Annotated in this window: 13 protein-coding genes; 7 read left to right on the top strand and 6 right to left on the bottom strand. The window is 37.9% G+C overall.

Features of this window, described 5'->3' with window-relative positions:
- The first annotated feature begins 12 nt into the window (after positions 1–12).
- On the top strand, positions 13–2202 hold the full coding sequence (locus EV200_RS00795; RefSeq protein WP_132528924.1) for a PepSY domain-containing protein: 2190 nt from the start codon (positions 13–15) through the stop codon (positions 2200–2202).
- A 1061-nt stretch (positions 2203–3263) separates the two neighbouring features.
- Here the strand turns inward: EV200_RS00795 and EV200_RS00800 are convergent.
- From EV200_RS00800 to EV200_RS00810, 3 genes are all read right to left on the bottom strand, one after another.
- On the bottom strand, positions 3264–4277 hold the full coding sequence (locus EV200_RS00800) for an FAD:protein FMN transferase (RefSeq protein WP_132528925.1): 1014 nt from the start codon (positions 4275–4277) through the stop codon (positions 3264–3266).
- Between the two features lie 116 nt (positions 4278–4393).
- A complete protein-coding gene (locus tag EV200_RS00805; RefSeq protein WP_132528926.1) occupies positions 4394–6895 on the bottom strand; it encodes a TonB-dependent receptor in 2502 nt (833 codons plus the stop codon).
- Positions 6896–7295: 400 nt separating this feature from the next.
- Entirely contained in the window at positions 7296–7949 is a 654-nt protein-coding gene (locus EV200_RS00810) for a DUF6624 domain-containing protein (protein WP_132528927.1), read from the bottom strand.
- Positions 7950–8394: 445 nt separating this feature from the next.
- Between EV200_RS00810 and EV200_RS00815 the strand changes: the two genes are divergently transcribed.
- The 6 genes from EV200_RS00815 to EV200_RS00840 all read left to right on the top strand — a co-directional run bounded on the left by EV200_RS00815 (position 8395) and on the right by EV200_RS00840 (position 16942).
- Positions 8395–10395, top strand: a complete 2001-nt coding sequence (locus EV200_RS00815) for a sensor histidine kinase (protein ID WP_165877828.1) — start codon at positions 8395–8397, stop codon at positions 10393–10395.
- Positions 10382–11017 carry a response regulator gene (locus EV200_RS00820; protein ID WP_132528929.1) on the top strand — a complete coding sequence of 212 codons (636 nt, stop codon included), beginning with the start codon at positions 10382–10384 and terminating at the stop codon, positions 11015–11017. Before EV200_RS00815 ends, EV200_RS00820 begins: the two co-directional genes overlap by 14 nt.
- Positions 11018–11313: 296 nt before the next feature.
- Positions 11314–13668 carry a mechanosensitive ion channel family protein gene (locus EV200_RS00825; protein ID WP_229676710.1) on the top strand — a complete coding sequence of 785 codons (2355 nt, stop codon included), beginning with the start codon at positions 11314–11316 and terminating at the stop codon, positions 13666–13668.
- An 818-nt stretch (positions 13669–14486) separates the two neighbouring features.
- Positions 14487–14732, top strand: a complete 246-nt coding sequence (locus EV200_RS00830) for a DUF3253 domain-containing protein (protein ID WP_132528930.1) — start codon at positions 14487–14489, stop codon at positions 14730–14732.
- A 280-nt stretch (positions 14733–15012) separates the two neighbouring features.
- The gene (locus EV200_RS00835; protein WP_132528931.1) at positions 15013–15843 is read left to right on the top strand and encodes an SDR family oxidoreductase; all 831 of its coding nucleotides are present in this window, start codon (positions 15013–15015) and stop codon (positions 15841–15843) included.
- 190 nt (positions 15844–16033) lie between these two features.
- A complete protein-coding gene (locus tag EV200_RS00840; RefSeq protein ID WP_132528932.1) occupies positions 16034–16942 on the top strand; it encodes a helix-turn-helix domain-containing protein in 909 nt (302 codons plus the stop codon).
- A 90-nt stretch (positions 16943–17032) separates the two neighbouring features.
- On the opposite strand, the gene EV200_RS00845 is transcribed toward EV200_RS00840, so the two are convergent.
- The 3 genes from EV200_RS00845 to EV200_RS00855 form a co-directional block, all read right to left on the bottom strand.
- Positions 17033–17842: a hypothetical protein gene (locus EV200_RS00845; protein ID WP_132528933.1), complete on the bottom strand. Its 810-nt coding sequence runs from the start codon at positions 17840–17842 to the stop codon at positions 17033–17035.
- 50 nt (positions 17843–17892) lie between these two features.
- Positions 17893–18315, bottom strand: coding sequence for a hypothetical protein (locus tag EV200_RS00850; protein WP_132528934.1), 423 nt, complete (start codon positions 18313–18315; stop codon positions 17893–17895).
- Between the two features lie 354 nt (positions 18316–18669).
- Positions 18670–19626 carry a helix-turn-helix domain-containing protein gene (locus EV200_RS00855; protein ID WP_132528935.1) on the bottom strand — a complete coding sequence of 319 codons (957 nt, stop codon included), beginning with the start codon at positions 19624–19626 and terminating at the stop codon, positions 18670–18672.
- Between the last annotated feature and the right edge of the window lie 83 nt (positions 19627–19709).

Consider the following 19709-nt stretch of genomic DNA (forward strand, 5'->3'; position numbering starts at 1 on the left):
AAAGCTTAATCAATGACCATTTCAATATGGAGATACAGCCACTTAGCTTTGGCGGTATCTTCTTTTCTTTTTATAACCCTTGCTTCCGTTACAGGGATCATCCTGTCTTTTAAACCCATCACGGAGAAAACCCAATCTTACCGATCGAAGGATTTCGATAAATTGACAGTAGCTGAAGTTATCTCTCAACTTAAAAAGTCCTATATCGATATTGGTGAGGTAACCATATATTCCAATCAGTTTGTGGCGGTCAACGGAACAGACCTTCATGATCAATCTGGAAATTTCTATGTAGATCCGGCAACAGGAAAATCATTAGGAAAGGTGGGTAAGGAAAATGCATTTTTTCAGTGGGTAACCACGCTGCACCGCTCTTTGTTTTTACATGAAACCGGACGGATTTTCATTGGACTAACTGCTTTTTTTCTGTTTTTAATTGCCACTTCAGGTACCATCCTGATCATACAACGACAGCGAAGCTTTAAAAAGTTTTTCGGAAAAATTGTTAAGGATGGTTTTGCACAATATTATCATGTAGTATTGGGCAGACTTATGCTGATTCCGATCATCATCATATCTATAAGCGGTACATTTTTATCGTTGCAAAGGATTGGGATCATTAAGGAACAAAAAATCACACACAAAGTCGATTTCGATGCACTTAAAACTGTTCCAAAAAGAATGGTATCTGATTTTAAGGTATTTAAAAATATTCCATTAAGTCAGATTCAATCCATAGAGTTTCCTTTTTCTGAAGATGTGGAAGATTATTTTACATTGAAACTTAATGATCAGGAAATTACGGTTAATCAGATTACAGGAGAAATTCTGACCACACAACCTTATTCGAACGCCACACTACTGAACAACCTAAGCCTGGATTTACATACGGGGAGGGCCAGTGCTGTTTGGGCCATTATGCTGGCTATTGCTTCGGCTAATATTTTATTTTTTATTTATTCGGGCTTCGTGATTTGGTGGAAACGCAGTTCGGGCAGGATTAAAAATAAGTATCAATCAGATCAGGCAGCATTTATTATTTTAGTTGGCTCAGAAAATGGAACTACTTTCCGATTTGCCCGGGCAATACATGAGCAGCTATTAAAAAATGGCAAAACCTCCTATATTGCCGAGCTTAACGACTATAAAATATTTCCAAAGGCGAAGCAATTATTGGTTTTTACCTCCACTTATGGTCAGGGTGAATCGCCAGCAAATGCTAAAAAATTCATATCCTTATTAGAAAAAAATCCGCAAAACCATTCAGTAGATTTTGCTGTAGTGGCTTTCGGTGCCCATGCCTATCCAGATTTCTGTAAATTTGGTTATGAAGTGAATAATCTAATCGCTCATCAGGCTTGGGCAAAACCGTTACTTGAAATCCACACGGTGAATGACCGCTCTCCTGAAGATTTTAACAGGTGGGCTACTTTATGGGCACAACATTCTGGTTTGCAACTGAATTCAATATCAAAATTATTAGAGGCAAAACCCATTAAAAAACAGCAGTTTGAGGTAGTAGGGAAAACAGTTTCCACTCATATTGAAACCTCTTTTATCATTCGCTTAAAAGTAAAAGGGAGAAAGCGGTTTACTTCGGGGGATTTGCTTGCCATTTATCCGGCCAATGATCATCGTGAAAGACAATATTCTATTGGTAAAATAGGTAAGGATATACAATTAAGTGTGAAATTGCATGGCGGTGGTATTGGTTCTGGGTTTTTGTACAACATGGAAATCGGTCAGGTATTAAAGGCCGTAATCATCAGAAATGAGCATTTCCATTTTCCTGAAAAGGTGAAAACAGTGATCATGGTATCAAATGGTACTGGTATTGCTCCATTTCTAGGCATGTTAAACCAATATGGCGAAGGCAGAAATATTCATTTCTATTGTGGCTTTAAAGATTCTGCATCTTTCGCGATTTATGAAAATGCACTACAGACAGATCTTCCTAAACTAACTAAACTAAATATTGCCTACTCCAGGGCGGGAGAAAAGCAATATGTAAAAGATTTGCTGGCTAAGGATGCTACCTTTATCTGTGAAGCATTGAATGATGGCGGTGTATTGATGCTTTGTGGTTCGCTGGCCATGCAGAATGATGTAATTGATTGGTTAGAAAATGCCTGTCAGCAATTTTCGAAGCAAAGCATAAGTTTTTACCAGTCAAGAGGGCAGGTTTTAATGGATTGTTATTAGGTATGTTAATGGCTTCAACTTACGAAGTTAGATGGGATGGTGGATGAGGGAAACTTCGTCAGTCTCATAATGTGCATCTTAACATTAATGTACTGTTTTAACACCCCGGTCTGCGACCATCCCTCTGAAAGAGGGGAATTACGATCGCCTTATTAAAGGAACTTATTTGCTTAGGTTTATCGTCTGAAACTAGCGAAGTTCTGCCACGCTTTTGGCCTTTGAAACTTCGCAAGTTAATGCTTCGACTTACGAAGTTTCGGTGGGGATGGTGTGGAAGGAAAACTTCGTCAGTCTCAATGGATATCTTAGGTTTATCGTCTGAAACTGGCGAAGTTCTGCCACGCTGTTGGCCTTTCAAACTTCGCAAGTTAATGTTTGACTTACGAAGTTTCGGTGGGGATGGTGTGGAAGGAAAACTTCGTCAGTCTCAATGGATATCTTAACATTAATGTACTATTTTAACACCCCGGTCTGCGACCACCCCTCTGAAAGAGGGGAATTACGATCGCCTTATTAAAGGAACTTATGTGCTTAAGTTTATCGTCTGAAACTGGCGAAGTTCTGCCAGGCTTTTGGCTTTTGAAACTTCGCAAGTTAATGCTTCGACTTACGAAGTTTCGTTGGGATGGTGTGGAAGGAAAACTTCGTCAGTCTCAATGGATATCTTAACATTAATGTACTGTTTTAACACCCCGGTCTGCGACCACCCCTCTGAAAGAGGGGAATTACGATCGCCTTATTAAAGGAACTTATTTGCTTAGGTTTCTCGTCTGAAACTGGCGAAGTTCTGCCGGGCTTTTGGCTTTTGAAACTTCGCAAGTTGGTGTATTGACTTACGAAGTTTCGGTAGGATGGTGTGGAAGGGTAACTTCGTCAGTCTCATAATGTGTATCTTAACATTAATGTACTGTTTTAACACCCCGGTCTGCGACCACCCCTCTGAAAGAGGGGAATTACGATCGCCTTATTAAAGGAACTTATTTGCTTAGGTTTATCGTCTGAAACTGGCGAAGTTCTGCCACGCTTTTGGCCTTTGAAACTTCGCAAGTTAATGCTTCTACTTAAAGCTTTTTCCTCCATTTTTTTATTATTTTATCATTGATGTTATCAGAATGAAAAACCTGGCCATCATCACTAAACATAATGCAGCTAAATTTTGGAAACTGATTGATAAACTTTAAACCTGCATCCTTCCCTAAAACCATTATAGAAGTACTAAAACCATTTGCAAGTTCGGCATCTGGTCCGAAGACGGTAACGCTGGTTAAACCTGTTGCAGGATAGCCGGTAACCGGATTGATGATATGTGCGTATCTTTTTCCATTGAAGACCACAAATTTTTCATAACTGCCTGAAGTAACTACAGCACCACTATTTAATGGGACTATAGCGTATAAACTATCTTTGTGAAAAGGATTGGTGATCCCAATAGTCCAATGTTTACCACATGGATTTTTACCCCAGGTACTCATATCTCCTGATCCATTAACAATTCCGGCTTTGATTCCTTTTTTAAGCATCATATTTCGGCAGCGATCAGCGGCATAACCTTCTCCAAGCGCACCAAAACCAATTTTCATTCCTTTTAGCTTGAGAAAAATGGTGGAGTTGACGCTATCCAGAATGATGTTTTTATAACCAACTTTTTCAACTGATTTTTTGATGGCTTCAGCAGTAGGCATCTCCGTCATCGAGCCATCAAACTTCCAGATTCTATCCATTGCAGCAAAACTGATATCAAAAGCACCACCCGTAATTTTTGATAGGTTTAAGGCTCTTTTGGTTAAATCAAAAACTTCTTGATCTACCTTAATGGGTTTGATGCCCGCATTGCTGTTTACTTGTGAAATTTGCGAAGTAGGCTTCCAATCAGAGATGAGGTATTCAATTCTACTGATTTCCTGAATTACTGTATCAATATTGGCCTCAGCAGTTTGTGCATCTTTGGCAACAATGGTAATCTCAAATTTACTTCCCATCAGTAGTGTTGTTCTTTTTCTTAATGTCTGTGCGACGGCAGCAAAATTTAACAACAAGAGGAAGGTAACCAGCTTAATTTTCAATGGGTGTTTCATTTGGTAAATTGATATTCAAATCTAGGAAAGCAATCTGTAAACCCTGTATCCAAAACACAAAAAGGCCCCAAAGTAATTTGCATACTTTGGGGCCTCTGGTATGATTTATCTATTGATTAAAATTTATAAGATAATGTAGTCATGAACTGGCGTGGCGGAATAGGGTTCACACTGTAGTTTTCATGAACGAAATAATTTAACTCATTGGTAATGTTTGAAATTTTAGCAAGTAATGAAAGTTTTTTCCAACTGTAACCGGCAGAAAAATCGAAGGTAGTAAAGGCGCTTAATGGAATCAGCCTGCTGTAAGTCTGAATTTTAGAATCATTGTATCCGCCATTTCTTGCTCCGGTATAATAAGCTGAAGCACCTAATTTCAAGCCTTTCACACTTCCTTCCTGAAAGGTGTAAAATAACGTTCCGTTTGCCGTATTCTTAGTAGAACCTACTAAACGCTGACCTTCAATAATTCCTCCCAAGGTAACGGTTCTGGTTGCATTGGGCTGAGCGGGTGTAGGCTCTGGAACGGTGTAAACTGTTTTGTCACGCGTTTGTGTATAGCGAATATAATTGTAACTGTAGCCTGCAATAAAATTTAAACCTTTCACAATTGTACCTGTGATGTCGAGTTCTAAACCATCGCTTAACGTTTTACCATTAAGCTCTTTAATGTTTGCATCGCCATTTGGAGCGCCTTGGGCATTTAAAGGTGCCTGTTGTGCGAATTTATCATTTGCAATTCTGTATACAGTTAAATTAACGGAAAGTCTGCCTTTGAAAAGGTCATTTTTAATACCAGCTTCATATTGATCAACTGTTGATGGATCAAGAGGAGCAAAGTTAATATCGGTACCCGTATTCTGAATGAAGTTGCTGGCATAACTTGCATAAATTGAAGTTGTTTTTAAAGGCTGATAAATCAATCCAAATTTAGGTGTGAAAGCACTTTCTACTTTTGACTTGTTTAAGCTATTTACACTAAGGGTTTGTACGCCAGAGGCGAGATTAGTTGAAACCGTTCTCGGTGTTTTTTGGAAGGTGTAACGCACTCCTGCTAACACTTTAAATTGATCGGTGATGGATACTAAATCCTGTGCAAAAGTTCCCATACGATACAATGGTGCAAAAGTTTGGGTGATCATGTTTGCGGCTGGCTCGATTCCTGATCCAAAATAAGTAGCTGGATCCAATAGATTAACATTTCCATAATTGAACGTAGCCAGGTTATTGTTAAAAGTGAAGCCACCGCTTGTGGTACGAGACTGGTCTGCATCTGCACCAACCAATAAGGTATGGGTAACACTTCCTGTTTTAAAGAAACCGTTCAGGTTAATTTGTTCATTATAGGTAAATTCCTTTGTTTTAGAACGGGTAACGTTACGGGCTGCAAAACCATATGGAAGAGGATTGCTTGCCACTTTAGTGTCGGCAAACGGACGCTCGGCACTAAAGTAATTCCTGTTATATGATTGGAAATTGGCTAAAACATTTAATTTCCAGTTATCACTAAACTTATGATTGATGTTTAATTGTGAAGTAGCTGTGTTTGTTTTGTTATAAGCCCATGGCGCATTTACGAATGTGCCGCGACCAATATCAACGATTTGATTTTCAACCGTTCCAATTCCAAAATCGGGAGTCATGTCACTTTTTAAATAATCCCCTTGAAGCAAAATATCTGTTTTATCACTGATTTTATAAAGCAGTGAAGGATTTACATAAATCCGGTTTGATTTTACAGAATTTCTGAAACTTGCCGCGTCTTCATAGGTGCCGATTAAGCGGAATGCCAGTTTTTTAGATATTGGTCCGTAAATATCAGCCGTAGGTTTGTACATATCATAACTTCCTGCACGCATAGATACTTCGCCACCATACTCAAACTTAGGTTTTTTGGTCACCATATTAACCACTGCACCACCAGTTACGCCACCATAAAGCAAAGCAGCGCTTCCTTTTAATATTTCTACTGATTCTAAAGTACTGGTTTCAGGCATACCTCCGCTACTGGCACGAGAACCGTTTTTAAACACATTGTTGGTGCCTAAGCTATAACCACGGGCGAAAAAAGTCTCGCCACTTACTGATCCGCGATTTTCTCCATAAGCCACACCATTAACATTTTTAAGTACATCACTTAAACGGTTAGCTTGCTGATCTGTAATAACCTGATTGCCTATAATCTGTACAGCCTGCGGAAGATCCATCGGTGCGATGGCAATCTTGCCCAGGTTCACGGGTTTTTTATTGGGTGTTTTGTAACCATTTATGGCTACCTCATCCAATTGTGAAGACGATTCGGCGATGGATAATGAAACTTCTGTATTTTCGCCAGCCACAACAGAAACATTTTTCTCTTGTGCAGAAACGCCAATTGCTGAAATCTTTAATACGTAGTTTCCAGGTGAAACATTTTTTAGAGTGAAGTTTCCTTTTTCATCACTTTGTGTTGTTTTAGAAGTGTTTTTTAAGCCAACACTTACAAAAGAAGCTGGATTACCGTCGCTGGTTTTAATAGCACCTGATACTGATCCATTTCTTGATTGTGCATAACTAATCCCTGTTAGAGAGACAAGAAGCAGTATCACATTAAAAAAACAGGTAAAAATTTTCTTCATCTTATTTAGATTAATTCTTAAGTGTCGCAAAAGAAAGAAATTAAAATGAGATTAGAAATTTATTTTTAATTATTCTAAATAATAATAGGTGTACATCACAAACAAGATGGCACGAAATGGAGAAAAACCGTTTCTTGTATGACGATCCTGCTTGGGGATTGTCTTCCTGAACCCATGAAGAATCGTCTTCCTGAACTTGTTTCAGGATCTTATCGAAATAGTTGCTGAAATAAATTTACTCCGTAGCTTTCCGCTGCGCTACAGGTCTGCATGAAGATTCGCTTAGTGAATCCCTTCAAAAAATTCGTCATTGCGTCGTGCCGCTCACAATGACGAAATTAGCGTATGAAGTTTAGCTGGTGAGAAGCGAAACTTCGTCAGTATAAATTAAGTTAATGAACTAATTCTTTTTACGCATTTTTTCCTGAGCGGCTTCTATAGATAAATCCTTATCCCAAATCACTTCAGACTGATACGTTTTTTTGAGAAGATTAATGTACTCATTCATCGGTAAGAGGCCCATTTCTTTCCTGCGCTGATCTAGATTTTGAACATCATCAATAGGCCAGATGGTGACCATGTTACCTGTTTTAAGGGTTTGAGTACCATAAGATTGTTTTTTTCCACTTCTTAATTGCATTCTATCCTGTAAGGTTGCTAAATCACGTTTAGCAACGATGCCTTTGTTCGACTGTAACTTTAGAATAGGGAAATATTTCGCTATAAACGCTGTATCCGCGTGATCGATGACCAAAAAAATGGTATTATTCTCTATCTCATCAAGACCTTTAGGCCAACCACATTGATCCAGAAGCGATCCAATTAATAACTGATTTTGTTTATCACTAGCCTTCATTTCCAATGCAATCTTTTTCATTGCTTCCGGATCTTTTGTAGCCATTTCTTTAATAATCCTACTCCTGATTCCCTGATCAGCTTCGCGGATCATTTTAAGTTTCTCGCTAATGGCTTTGCGGTCATTGCATGTCAAATCCTGAGCATATAGTGTAGGAAAAGAAAGAAAGAGGAGTAAAAAGGGGATTAAAGTTTTCATTTTCATGATTTAAATTGGTTTAGGTTTGATTGTGCTCTATTGAGCAACGTCAGCAAAATATAAAATCTTAATTAATGTACGAAAAACTTCGTATTTAATGTTGATAAATTACAATATGGACTTCCGTCATAAGGGTAGAGGTTAAAAATTAATAAGCATTTGTTAGGTTTGATTAAATAATACCATAAGCAATACTGATGGCTTACCGCCTTATCTTGTTTTACTTATTTAGGAGACTTATACAAAAGTATTAGAAGTCGTTCTTTAAATAAATACCGTAATTCATCGTTTTTTTTCTACTGGTTTTTAGGTATTTTTCGCTGTATATGACCAAAATTGTGCTTGCTTACAAATTATGACTGATATTTACATATAAGCTTTGAGCCTTTTAAATCATTATTATGTGGTTTGACTGATGCTCAATCCGGTTTACTGTTTTAAATCAATGAAAAAATTATTTCTATTTATACTTTGCCTTTTAGGTGCTTCTCCGGTATTCTGTCAGCAACAGATTCCGCTCAATGAAAAACATTATCTGGATAGCCTGCAAAATATTCTGAAGACATCGGGGGCAGATAGCTCAAAAGCCAATGCTAATTTCTTATTGGTAGATTACTGGAAATTTAAAGATACTCTAAAAAGCAAATCTTATCTCTTAGCCGGGAAGAAAATTGCAAAGAAAGATGCCTATTCAACTGCGCTTTCCTATTTCTATGAAGGACAATACTACTTTAACTGGGACAAAGCCAGGGCATCGGTAGCTTTCAAAAAAGCGGCAGATGCACTTGCTGTCTTTACTACAAAAAAGGCTTACGCCAGGCGGGCAGCAGCATGGTATAATTATGCGATAATGAATATGGACAAAGGGTATGGCTTTATCGCAAAAATTACACTTGAAAAGGCCATCCCTGATGCGGAAAAAACCGGAGATCCAACTCAGGTAGCTCAATATTATACACGTTTGGCCACCATTTTAATGAACAATTCGCAATTTGCCAAGGCCACGCTTTATAATGAAAAAGCGATCAGCCTGCTGGAGAAAGCTAAAAAGGATAAAACCAGCCTGTTATTTGCTTACCTGGGTGGTGTTAGTATTTACTGTTATGAAAATCGTGCTGAAAAGGCCAAAGTATTGTTAGATAAAGCATACCCACTGTTAAAGCCATTCCCTGAATCAGTGAATTATACGCTTTATTATTATAATGAGACACTCTATTTTACTACTATCCAGTCCTTTAACAAAGCACTAGCCAGCATTGAAAAAGGCATTGTTCTGGTTAAAAAGTATCACCAAACTCAACTTTATCAGATGTTTTTATACAGTAAGTATGAGATTTTCGGGAAGCAAAAGGAATATAAAAAGGCCCGGCAAATTCTACTGGACATTATTAAAGAAGGCACTTTAACAGCTAGTATGATTGATAAGGCTACGATTTATGGTGAAGTAGCCAAAACCAGTGCTAAGTTAAATGATTATAAAGAAGCTTACACCTGGTTAAGCAAATACCGTGTGGTGAATGATAGTGTTAACAGTGATCAAACAAATTTGAAGATCAATGAGTTGGAAACCAAATACAGGAGCGTTAAGAACCAGCAAAAAATAGCTTCGTTAGAGGCACAAAATAAGCAGGCACTGCTCAATGCCAGAAATAATCGCCTCTATAACCTGGTTCTTGGTTTAGGCTGCCTTTTTCTGTTGGTATCATTGGTTTTTGTTGCTGTTATTGCCAGAAACCGATCAAAACTGGCAGAACAAAAAGAAATCAATTATCGTCAGCAGTTGAGTGAAATGGAACAGAAGCAGCAGCTTAAAGTAACAAAGGCTATGCTTGATGGCGAGGAGCACGAACGGGAGCGCGTAGCAAGAGATTTACATGATGGTTTGGGTGGAATGCTGGCTGGTGTAAAAATCGGATTATCTGGCTGGACCGATACTCAGCCCGGTGCTTCACAAGACAAAGACCTGCATCGAATTATTGGCCAGTTAGATACTTCCGTAAGTGAGCTTCGCAGAATTGCCCGGAACATGGTGCCAGAAACACTGCTTGATTTCGGACTCGAGGTTGCCTTAAAAGATCTCTGTGAATTCCATATGCGTGATGGTTTGCAGATTGCCTTTGAAGCCTTTAACATTGAAACCAGTATTCCGATTTCCACTCAGCTTCATATTTACAGGATTGTACAGGAATTGCTTTCGAATGCAATTAAACATGCACGTGCATCCAGTATCATTTTACAATGCACGCAGGATGCGAAAGTTTTTCTGATTACATTCGAGGATAACGGCATTGGTTTTGATCGCAAGAAGCAGGAGCAAAGCAAGGGTATGGGCTTAAAAAGTATCAGAAACAGGGTAGACTTTTTTAATGGTCAGCTGGAAATTATTTCTGGTGTAGGGGAAGGCACAACAATAAACATTGAACTGAATATAGATGCTACAAAATAAGTTACGAACAGTTATAGTTGATGATCACCCAATTGTGATTGAAGGACTAAAAAATCTATTGAAAAACGAATCTAATATTGAACTGATTGGAGGCTTTCAAAATGGAGCAGATATCATGTTATATTTGGAATCGGGAAAGGTAGATTTGATTTTGCTTGACATTACACTACCGGATGTGAATGGCATGGATCTTTGCCTGAAGATCAAGAAAAAATATAGATCCACAATCGTTTTAATTTTAAGTAACCGAACGGAGCGGAGCATTGTGGTGCAAACTATTCAGAATGGTGCAAGTGGATATCTGCTTAAAAATAGTTCTCTGGATGAACTGAGACGTTGTATCGCCGAAGCGGTAAATGGAAGCATTTGCTACAGTAAAGAAGTAACTGAAATTCTGAGTAGACCATCAAGAAATGAATTGCTCGCAGCACCAAGGCTAACCAAACGCGAAAAACAAATTCTTGAACTGATTGCTCAGGGAAAAACCAGTCAGGCTATAGGCGAAGAATTATTTCTGAGTCCATTAACGATTGATACCCATCGGAAAAATCTGCTACAGAAGTTTCAGGTTAAAAATGTGGCAGAATTAATCATGTCTGCCAATCAGCAAAATTTATTTTAAGCTCGAAAATCGAATACATTCAAAATGTAGTGCGCAAATAGGGCAATTGATTGCGAAATGGTTGGTGAGCTATAGGAAATCCTTCATTGTGAGGAGGTAAAGCAGCTTGCCCCGACCTTTCGGGAAAGCAATCTATTTTCACGAAACATTGGTGCACTACCTTCATGATATATTAGCCATAAGACCATGAGCTCCTATATTAAAATGCGAATCCCTTCGTTTATTAAACCAATTGAATTCGCTATGTTTGACTATTAAGTCACCAGACAGCATATTCCTTCACTTCCGTATTTCAAATGATTATAAAAAAGACCTTTTCCATAGCGGTTATTTACCTTACGTTACTGCTCATTTTTTATTCAGGCCATGCATTTGCGCAAAAAGGGCGGCTACCGGAAAAGGATCAGGATGTGTCTATTCTTTCTGATTCTGCAACCCTCACTAAGGGTGACTATCTCATGCATTTGGAAAAGGTATTTGAAGCCGTTAATAAAGTTCCGGTAACTATAGGCTCTTTTAAAAAGCTTAAGCCTATGGAAGCGCATTTAACCCAAGATGAAGCTGCGCTGGCACTCCTTAAAAGTAGGTTAACACAGTCCGAACGTTCCTTAAATCTGCAGAATCTGCAGATGAACCAGACGCTGTTGGATGAGCTTCAAAGTAATAATAAGGATTGCCTGTCTGATCTTGATGAATATGAAAAAGAATTAAGGGCGTTGAAAACGGAAATCCTGAACCTCCGAAAAGATACCGTACTTACCAAAGTATTTACAGTGCCTGCATTGCGTATCCTATTTAAAGATCAGTTCGCTGAGTTAAAGAAGAAACGTATGGTAACTGACAGCTTAATTAAAACGGCTACATTATCCATCAATAATCTTCATGCAAGAACTTCATCTAACCTGATTAATATTAAGGAGTTAATGTACATTACGGATGGCCAGCTTGATGCGGTAAGCATTAGAGCTTTTGGTAAAGAGCGCCGTTACCTTTGGGAAACAGTAAATCGCCCGGCGAATAAAAGCATGGGTTTCCGCAGGTTTATTCAGGGAGAACAGGAAATATCTGGCTATTATTTTGTGTATACGAGAAGTAGCCGGGTGTTGCTGCTTTTTACTTGCGCAATATTCTTTTTCTGGGTATTCTTTAACTTCAGAAGTGTAAAGCAGCATGATCGTTTAGAAGCCCTTGATGATTTTACACTTATCAGTCCGCAGCCCTATCTGATTACATTGATTATGCTTTTTGCCTTGGCACCTATCTTTGATCTCCGAGCTCCCGCACTTTATATCGAAGCTGTTCAAGTGATGCTGGCTATTGTGCTCTCTATCTTTTTAAGAAAAAAACTGGGTTCAAGATTATTTTATTATTGGTGCTTATTTGTGGTGCTCCTGCTGGCTCCTGTTTTTTTACGTCTTTTAGGCATGCCGCCACGATATCAGCGCTGGCTACTCCTGTTTTTGAGTTTATGTTCAGTTGCTTATGGTATCCTGATCTGGAAAATGCTCGATGAAAACCTTAAAAGGTATAGAATGATTTTGGTAACTGGTTTCATTTATACTGGCTTTGCCATCATAGCTGTTTTTTGCAATTTATTTGGTCGTTTTACCCTTACACAAATATTTTATTCAACAGGAGTTAGTTCGCTTCTTAATGCAATATCGCTGACCATTCTCGCCAAAGTTGTAGTTGAAGCCTTTTTATTACAAATGAAAAGCAGCAGAATCCGTAAGGGGTATCCGGAGTATTTCGACTGGCAACCTGTAATTTCCGGACTTAAAAAATTAACGGGTATTGGTGCTACGATCATCTGGTTTGTGATATTTGCCACTAACCTTAATGTCTTTAACGGACTTTATGAATCGGTAATGGAAGTGCTTATAGAAAAAAGGACTATTGGAAGTTTCTCTTTTACTTTTGGAGGCATTGTATTGTTTTTGGGGATTATCTGGATTGCGAACTTCTTACAAAAGTACATTGCTTATTTCTTTGGCGATACCGGAGATGATAGTTTTGATGACAATAAGGGTGAGCGTTCTAAGTTATTGGTTACCAGGTTAGTGTTGCTGATTGGTGGCTTTTTAATTGCAGTTGCTGCATCCGGATTGCCTATTGATAAAATTACTGTAATTCTTGGAGCGCTGGGTGTTGGAATTGGTTTAGGCTTGCAGAATATTGTAAGCAATTTTGTATCGGGTATCATTCTTATTTTCGATAAAACAATCCGCATTGGCGATATTGTAGAATTAAGCAATAAAAAGGGTAGGGTAAAAGAAATTGGTGTACGGGCAAGTACTTTGCTAAGCGATGAAGGTGCGGAGATTATCATTCCTAATGGTTCCATTTTATCGAATAACATCATTAACTGGACGCTGAGTAACAATCAAATGCGTGTTGATCTTGCCTTATCCATTACCAAACCATTTAACTCAACAGAAGTCGTTAGTTTAATCAGGGAAATTATTATAGAAAATAGTAATGTGTTTATCAGTAAGGAACCAATTATTATGATTAGTCCGGTAAGTAAGCTGAACAGCAACATTAACATTTATTTTTGGTGTAAGGATATTTCCAAGGCGGATTTAACCAGAAGCATGATTAATGCAGAGATCTTTGAGGTATTTGAGGAGAAGGGAATTGAGATTTTATAGGCCATTTAGCAACGTGTTGGAATGTGCATAGGTGGTTATCTTTAAAAGCGATCTAACGTTTAACTGGATCATGCTTTACCCTTATGATTTATTGCTTGACTGATTTTTTAAACATGCAATAAGATGCAACTATCATGCCTTAGGGATGCTATAGGACTGGGAGGGGTATCCTATAGCTTTAGTCTATTTCGGCTATCATCATTTAGTAGCTTTCGACATGGCTGGAAATGCCAATTTTTATTTTCCCGCAGATCTTTACAGATAAGAAACACAGATTTAAGAGGATGATATAATATCTGAATTCGATAATTATTAATTGATTTTAACACCCCGGTCTGCGACCACCCCTCTGAAAGAGGGGAATAGCGATCGCCATTCCCCTCTCGGGGTAACTCAGTATTGCGATGTGCTGATCTAAATTTTATTTTCCCGCAGATTTTACAGATAAGAAACGCAGATTTAGGAAGGTGATAATAATCTGAATTCGATAATTATTAATTGATTTTAACACCCCGGTCTGCGACCACCCCTCTGAAAGAGGGGAATAGCGATCGCCATTCCGCTCTCGGGGTAACTCAGTATTGCGATGTGCTGATCTAAATTTTATTTTCCCGCAGATTTTACAGATAAGAAACGCAGATTTAGGAAGATGATAATAATCTGAATTCGATAATTGATTTAAACACCCCGGTCTGCGACCACCCCTCTGAAAGAGGGGAATAGCGATCGCCGATTAACGATGGGTTTGATAAAGTGATCAAGTTTTTGATATTGGATTTTTTTTCAAATCAATAACTGGATTTATTTGTTAGCATTTTATGCAAGGGCCTCCAGATATATCCGCAACCATTTTGTCTACAGCGATACAACGTGGCCCTCAAAAAAGTACTTGTCCATCTGAAATTGCCCGAATGCTATTTCCTGATGACTGGCGTAAACACATGAAAAATATCGTTGATGTGGCTATTGATTTGCATCATCAAGGCAAAGTAGCAATAACACAAAAGGGGAAACCTATTGATGTGAATCACATTAAAGGGCCTATTCGTATTAAAATCATCTGAACTTGATGTTTCAATGTTATTTATGGCCTTAATTTCTTTTTCGCTAATTAAGATTCATTAGCACCACCTCACCATTAAAGTTTGAATCAGACAATTTTTGGTTTGCATTGAACAATTCTCGTTTTCATTGCCACAGTAACTTTGTGCCAGAATAATAAAAAGTACAAATAAGATTGCGGTGGTCATCAAGATTAGCTTAAACATGAACAGTTTGCAGCAATAGTGGATGATATTTTCAAGCCCTAATCAATATTATTCTTCAAATTTTAAATTCAGAAAAATGAAAACAGTATTAGTTACCGGCACATCTTCAGGAATAGGAAGAGCCGCAGTGTTAAAATTTAACAAAGAAGGTTGGAATGTAATTGCTACCATGCGTGCGCCAGAAAATGAAGCCGTGTTAAACCAATTGGATCATATTCTGATTGTTGCTTTAGACGTTCAGAAGCCTGAAACTATTGCTGCGGCTATAACCGCAGGGATTAAAAAATATGGAAAAATTGATGCGGTAGTGAACAATGCCGGAGCAGCAATATTCGGCGTGTTTGAGTTTGCAACAGAGGATCAGATCAATAAAATCTTTGATATCAATGTTTTCGGCCCAATGCGGGTTTTAAGGGCAATACTTCCTTATTTTAGAGCTCAACGTTCAGGAACAATAATCAATATTACCTCTCAGGGCGGAAGAGTTACCTTTCCTACATGCAGCATTTATCATGCAACTAAGTTTTCGCTTGAGGGTTTAACTGAAGCAATATCATATGAGTTGATTCCTTTTGGAATCAAAACAAAAATCATAGAACCTGGATCAACAGCTACTAAATTTGTTGGTGCAGCACAATTGACGGCAAATGGGGATGTTCCGGAATACGAGCAATTTATTAATGTTGGATTAGGAAATTGGGCTAAACATGACACCATGACTTCACAGCCTGAAACGATTGCAGAAACTATTTTTTTAGCGGCAAATGAAGATACCGATCAGTTGAGGTACCAGGTGGGTAAAGACACGGCGTTGTATATTGATAAAATGCAGAATGGCGATGATCAGGCTTACATAGATTACATGCGCAAAAGGTTTATTCCGGAATATTTATCTCCTAAACCATAATCGTAAGTTTTAAGGAGCGGATATGTTTAACCCGACTCCTTTGTTTAAAAGGCCATTGTGAGCTATTTCCTCCGGTGCGTAGAGGCTTTGTTACTGATCAATCAATCAGGTAGGATTTAATTTTTATAAGTTTGTGGGTAATCAGGTGCTATGAAATGCTAAGCATTAATATCTCGAAAATGGCTATGTAATGATGAAACATGATGAAAGCAATAAATTGATCAATAAAAGTGAAAAGTTGGAAGACTTTGAAACGATCAGACTTCAGTCTCATCAAAATCCAACAAAGCCTTTTCGTTTTTTCAGTTCTGCCGATTGTTTATCTAAAAACCCGATCGTTTACCGAAGAAGAGATTTTTTTAAGGTAAGTTTATTAAGGGGGCATTATATTGTTCACTATGGCGATGAAAGTATAAAGGCCATTGGATGTTCACTTTCCTTCTTTAGTCCCCTGGTTCCGTATACGATTAAGCAATTAGAGCAGGAGGAAAATGCGGGCTATATGATCTTTACCGAACTTTATTACGATACTTATTTTAAGCAAGGCATCAGGCATTCTCCTTTATTCAACAAAGAATCTAAGCCCATTTTTTTGCTGGATCAAAAGCAGGAAGAAGAAGTAAAGGCTATTTTCTTAAAAATTGAGCAACAGGAAAAATCTGACTATTTATTTAAAGACGACCTGATCAGAAATCTGCTTAGTGAATTAATGCATTATGCAAATACCTTACAGCCGGCTATAGAAAGGCATTATGCACATTCTTCTAAAGAACGTTTACATAGTGTATTCAATGAATTATTGGATCGACAGTTTCCGGTGGTGGCTGGCCAGCATCAACAACTTCGCACTGCGGGTGATTTTGCTGAAACCCTAAATGTTCATGTCAATTATCTTAATCGAATCTTAAAGGAAATGACTGGTAAATCTACAAGTGCAATTTTGTATGAGCGGCTTTTGAGGGAAGCCATTATCCTGCTTAAACACACCACCTGGAGTGTATCAGAAATTGCTTACAGCTTGGGTTTTAAAGACGTATCTCATTTCAATCACTTTTTTCGCAAACATGCTCATGCTACACCATCTCATTTCAGAAATTAATTGGGGTATGTGATCATCACTAACTCCTTAAAATGAAAGGCAAAGGGCTACACCTTTACAAAGTTATGCCCTTTTTAATTGCTAGTTCTATTAATTACAAGTGGTGTTAATCAAAATGGTTTGCTTTGTTCTTTCATCCAGGGTTTGCACGCCATTACTTACCGTTACTGAGTGGGTATTTTCTATGATTTTATTTACTACACCACTGCCATTGCGGGTATAGGTGTATGCTTTTGTAATGTCTGAACGATAGTTTCCGGATGTATACGTATATAAGCTTCCGGATAGAATATTTCTGGAAATAGTTCCGGTAAGAGATGATGGAACGTTAAAGTCAATCGGGCCAAAAATTAAATAGCGTGTATCAGTGTCAACATTTGTAGCAATATCAGTTGAATAGCTATAAGTTGTAACTCTTTTCACTGCAGGTTCATCTGGATAGGTTTGGGTTAAGGTAGCAAGATTGCCATTGCTGTAAGTCAGTATTTTGGTGTCGGTTAAATTGTTGTTGAGATAGGCATCTATTTTAATTAAATTTCGGTTTCCATCATAGGTCATGCGCTGCTCTGACTGGTTACCTAAATCTATGATTCTCGTGGCCAGTTTGTTCGTAATATCAATCTGATAAACCGGTACACCAGAAGATAATACCATCACCTTGTCTGTAGAATATTCAAAATTTAACTTCGCACTACTGGCGCTTATTAGTTTGATTTGACCATTTTCATAATTCACAAGGGCTGTTTCAGCGTTTGATGTTAAATCTCCATATATCACTTCGTATTTTGTTTCACAATTGCTTTGTGGAGTTGGTTCATCAATTGATTTTTTCTTGCAAGAAAGTGTGAACACAGAAATGATAATAAGCATTAATAATGCAATGGGTATATTTTTTCTCATGGGGTTATGAAGTGAATGATATTTAGGGTTTATTATTTAATTGATCAGTTCTAAAAAAAGATATCTATATAATCTGTGGTTTCACCATCGCAGTTGAGCATTTGTTGGAGCCTCCAGTACTTTCTGGTTCCACTGGCTTTAAAAATGGAAAGTCCGTTAAGTTCACAGGGCTGGCCACCATTAATTGAATTGATTTTTGAAGTAATATTTCCGTTAAATTTCAATGTGCGTCCCTGGTTCAGGAATGTTCCTTTAATGGTCACGTATTCTTTCGTTTTTTTATCCCTTTGTTCCCCTTCAATACTGTATTCTTCGTCGCCAATACTCTTAATGTATACCTTGCCCGGATTGGCTTTATTAAAAGTGATCCACTGAATGGTAAAAGAATGCCAACCTGCTCGCACTGGTTTTAGCTGTGAATGGGCCTGTGGGGTGAGGAAAAGAAAAGAGGCAATAATTAGAATGTATTTCATTATAGTTAAAATGATGATATTATTTGGTCCGTTTTTATAGGGTATATTTTTTGTAAAGCAATTTGCCTATGCTAAAATCTAAATCATTTAAATGGTAGCTGATCTGGCTCCATTCTCCGGCAGGTTTTAAGTAGTGAAATATTGACAAGGGCTTTAGATTTTGTTACTATAAACACTTCCAGTTTATTTTAGTTTTTAAAGCACCATATTAATTTCACTTAGCATCAAAGATTAAATCTATTTTGGCTACACGTCTGGATGTGAGTACTGCACGGCATCATTCCCAACTAAATAACTTAAAAACAGCGAAAATGAAGCTTGAGAATAGAATAGACGGTTGAACAAAATATCGCTCTAATTAACCCTTGCATACTTCTTTGGCTTCAATCCGTGGTGTTTTTCAAACAGCCGGGCAAAATGACTCAGGTTAGAAAAACCTAATTGATACCCAATTTCTGCTATAGAAAGATTTTTATCTCTAATGAGATTGCCAGCGTAGTCCATTCTGAACGTTTGGTAATAGTTATAAATGCTGTTTCCAAAAATTTGCCTAAAGAGCCGGGTAACTTTGCTTTCACCCATCCCATAAGTTTTAGCAAGTTGCATCAGGTTCGGTTTAACACTGAGGTCTTCAATCACCTTATCCCTGATTAGATAGATTTTTTTGATGTCATCATTGTTTAGCGGGTATGCTGATAAATTATCGCGTTTTTCGAGTACTGAAAACAGGAGGTAAATTAATTCCTCAGCTTTAATCCGATAAAAAAAATCCTGTAAGTGAGGGGGAGCTATTGTTGTCAGGATTTGATTAGCAACGTTATGCATTTCAGGAGAGATTAGCTCTTCAAAAATAAATGGCTTGTCGCTGAAGAGTATATCCTGCATCTCCGTACGATCGTTTTTAGGATTAATCAGCGTTCTGAGCTGTTCTACATCAATCATAATGATGATGGTATTGAACTTTGTTTTGGAGGGAAAGAGTTCCTGATAGTCTACACCTCCTGATTCGATCTGGGCAAAAGGCAATGATGTTTTCTGGTTTTTTTTGTCATCCTTGTCATGATAGATGTTATGGAAGGTTAGCACAATACCGCTTGCTCCAGTTGCATTCGTAGAAATATTCAATTCTTCTTTTAGCTCATATTGCCGGATCATAATGGTAGGGCCATTGGGTATAGATATTCCCTTAATATATCCCGTTCCGTAAAGCGGCGGAATTTGCATGGTGCCATCAACTACAAGAGCATCAATAGCTTTAGCAATCGCACTAATTAACCCCTCAGGGCTTTCACAATTAATTTCAAGAATCATTTTAACTGGATCGGACTATTTTTAAGGCGAATATAGCTATTTAATGATTTTTATCGCAGGTACTTTTGTGGGCGTTAAGATTA

The organism is Pedobacter psychrotolerans (assembly GCF_004340665.1).
Taxonomy (GTDB): domain Bacteria; phylum Bacteroidota; class Bacteroidia; order Sphingobacteriales; family Sphingobacteriaceae; genus Pedobacter; species Pedobacter psychrotolerans.

What these genes read in the sequence shown, in the direction of transcription:
- EV200_RS00795 (WP_132528924.1), top strand. Translation starts at nt 13, where the DNA reads ATGACCATTTCAATATGGAGATACAGCCACTTAGCTTTGGCGGTATCT.
- EV200_RS00800 (WP_132528925.1), bottom strand. Translation starts at nt 4,277, where the DNA reads ATGAAACACCCATTGAAAATTAAGCTGGTTACCTTCCTCTTGTTGTTA.
- EV200_RS00805 (WP_132528926.1), bottom strand. Translation starts at nt 6,895, where the DNA reads ATGAAGAAAATTTTTACCTGTTTTTTTAATGTGATACTGCTTCTTGTC.
- EV200_RS00810 (WP_132528927.1), bottom strand. Translation starts at nt 7,949, where the DNA reads ATGAAAACTTTAATCCCCTTTTTACTCCTCTTTCTTTCTTTTCCTACA.
- EV200_RS00815 (WP_165877828.1), top strand. Translation starts at nt 8,395, where the DNA reads ATGAAAAAATTATTTCTATTTATACTTTGCCTTTTAGGTGCTTCTCCG.
- EV200_RS00820 (WP_132528929.1), top strand. Translation starts at nt 10,382, where the DNA reads ATGCTACAAAATAAGTTACGAACAGTTATAGTTGATGATCACCCAATT.
- EV200_RS00825 (WP_229676710.1), top strand. Translation starts at nt 11,314, where the DNA reads ATGATTATAAAAAAGACCTTTTCCATAGCGGTTATTTACCTTACGTTA.
- EV200_RS00830 (WP_132528930.1), top strand. Translation starts at nt 14,487, where the DNA reads ATGCAAGGGCCTCCAGATATATCCGCAACCATTTTGTCTACAGCGATA.
- EV200_RS00835 (WP_132528931.1), top strand. Translation starts at nt 15,013, where the DNA reads ATGAAAACAGTATTAGTTACCGGCACATCTTCAGGAATAGGAAGAGCC.
- EV200_RS00840 (WP_132528932.1), top strand. Translation starts at nt 16,034, where the DNA reads ATGATGAAACATGATGAAAGCAATAAATTGATCAATAAAAGTGAAAAG.
- EV200_RS00845 (WP_132528933.1), bottom strand. Translation starts at nt 17,842, where the DNA reads ATGAGAAAAAATATACCCATTGCATTATTAATGCTTATTATCATTTCT.
- EV200_RS00850 (WP_132528934.1), bottom strand. Translation starts at nt 18,315, where the DNA reads ATGAAATACATTCTAATTATTGCCTCTTTTCTTTTCCTCACCCCACAG.
- EV200_RS00855 (WP_132528935.1), bottom strand. Translation starts at nt 19,626, where the DNA reads ATGATTCTTGAAATTAATTGTGAAAGCCCTGAGGGGTTAATTAGTGCG.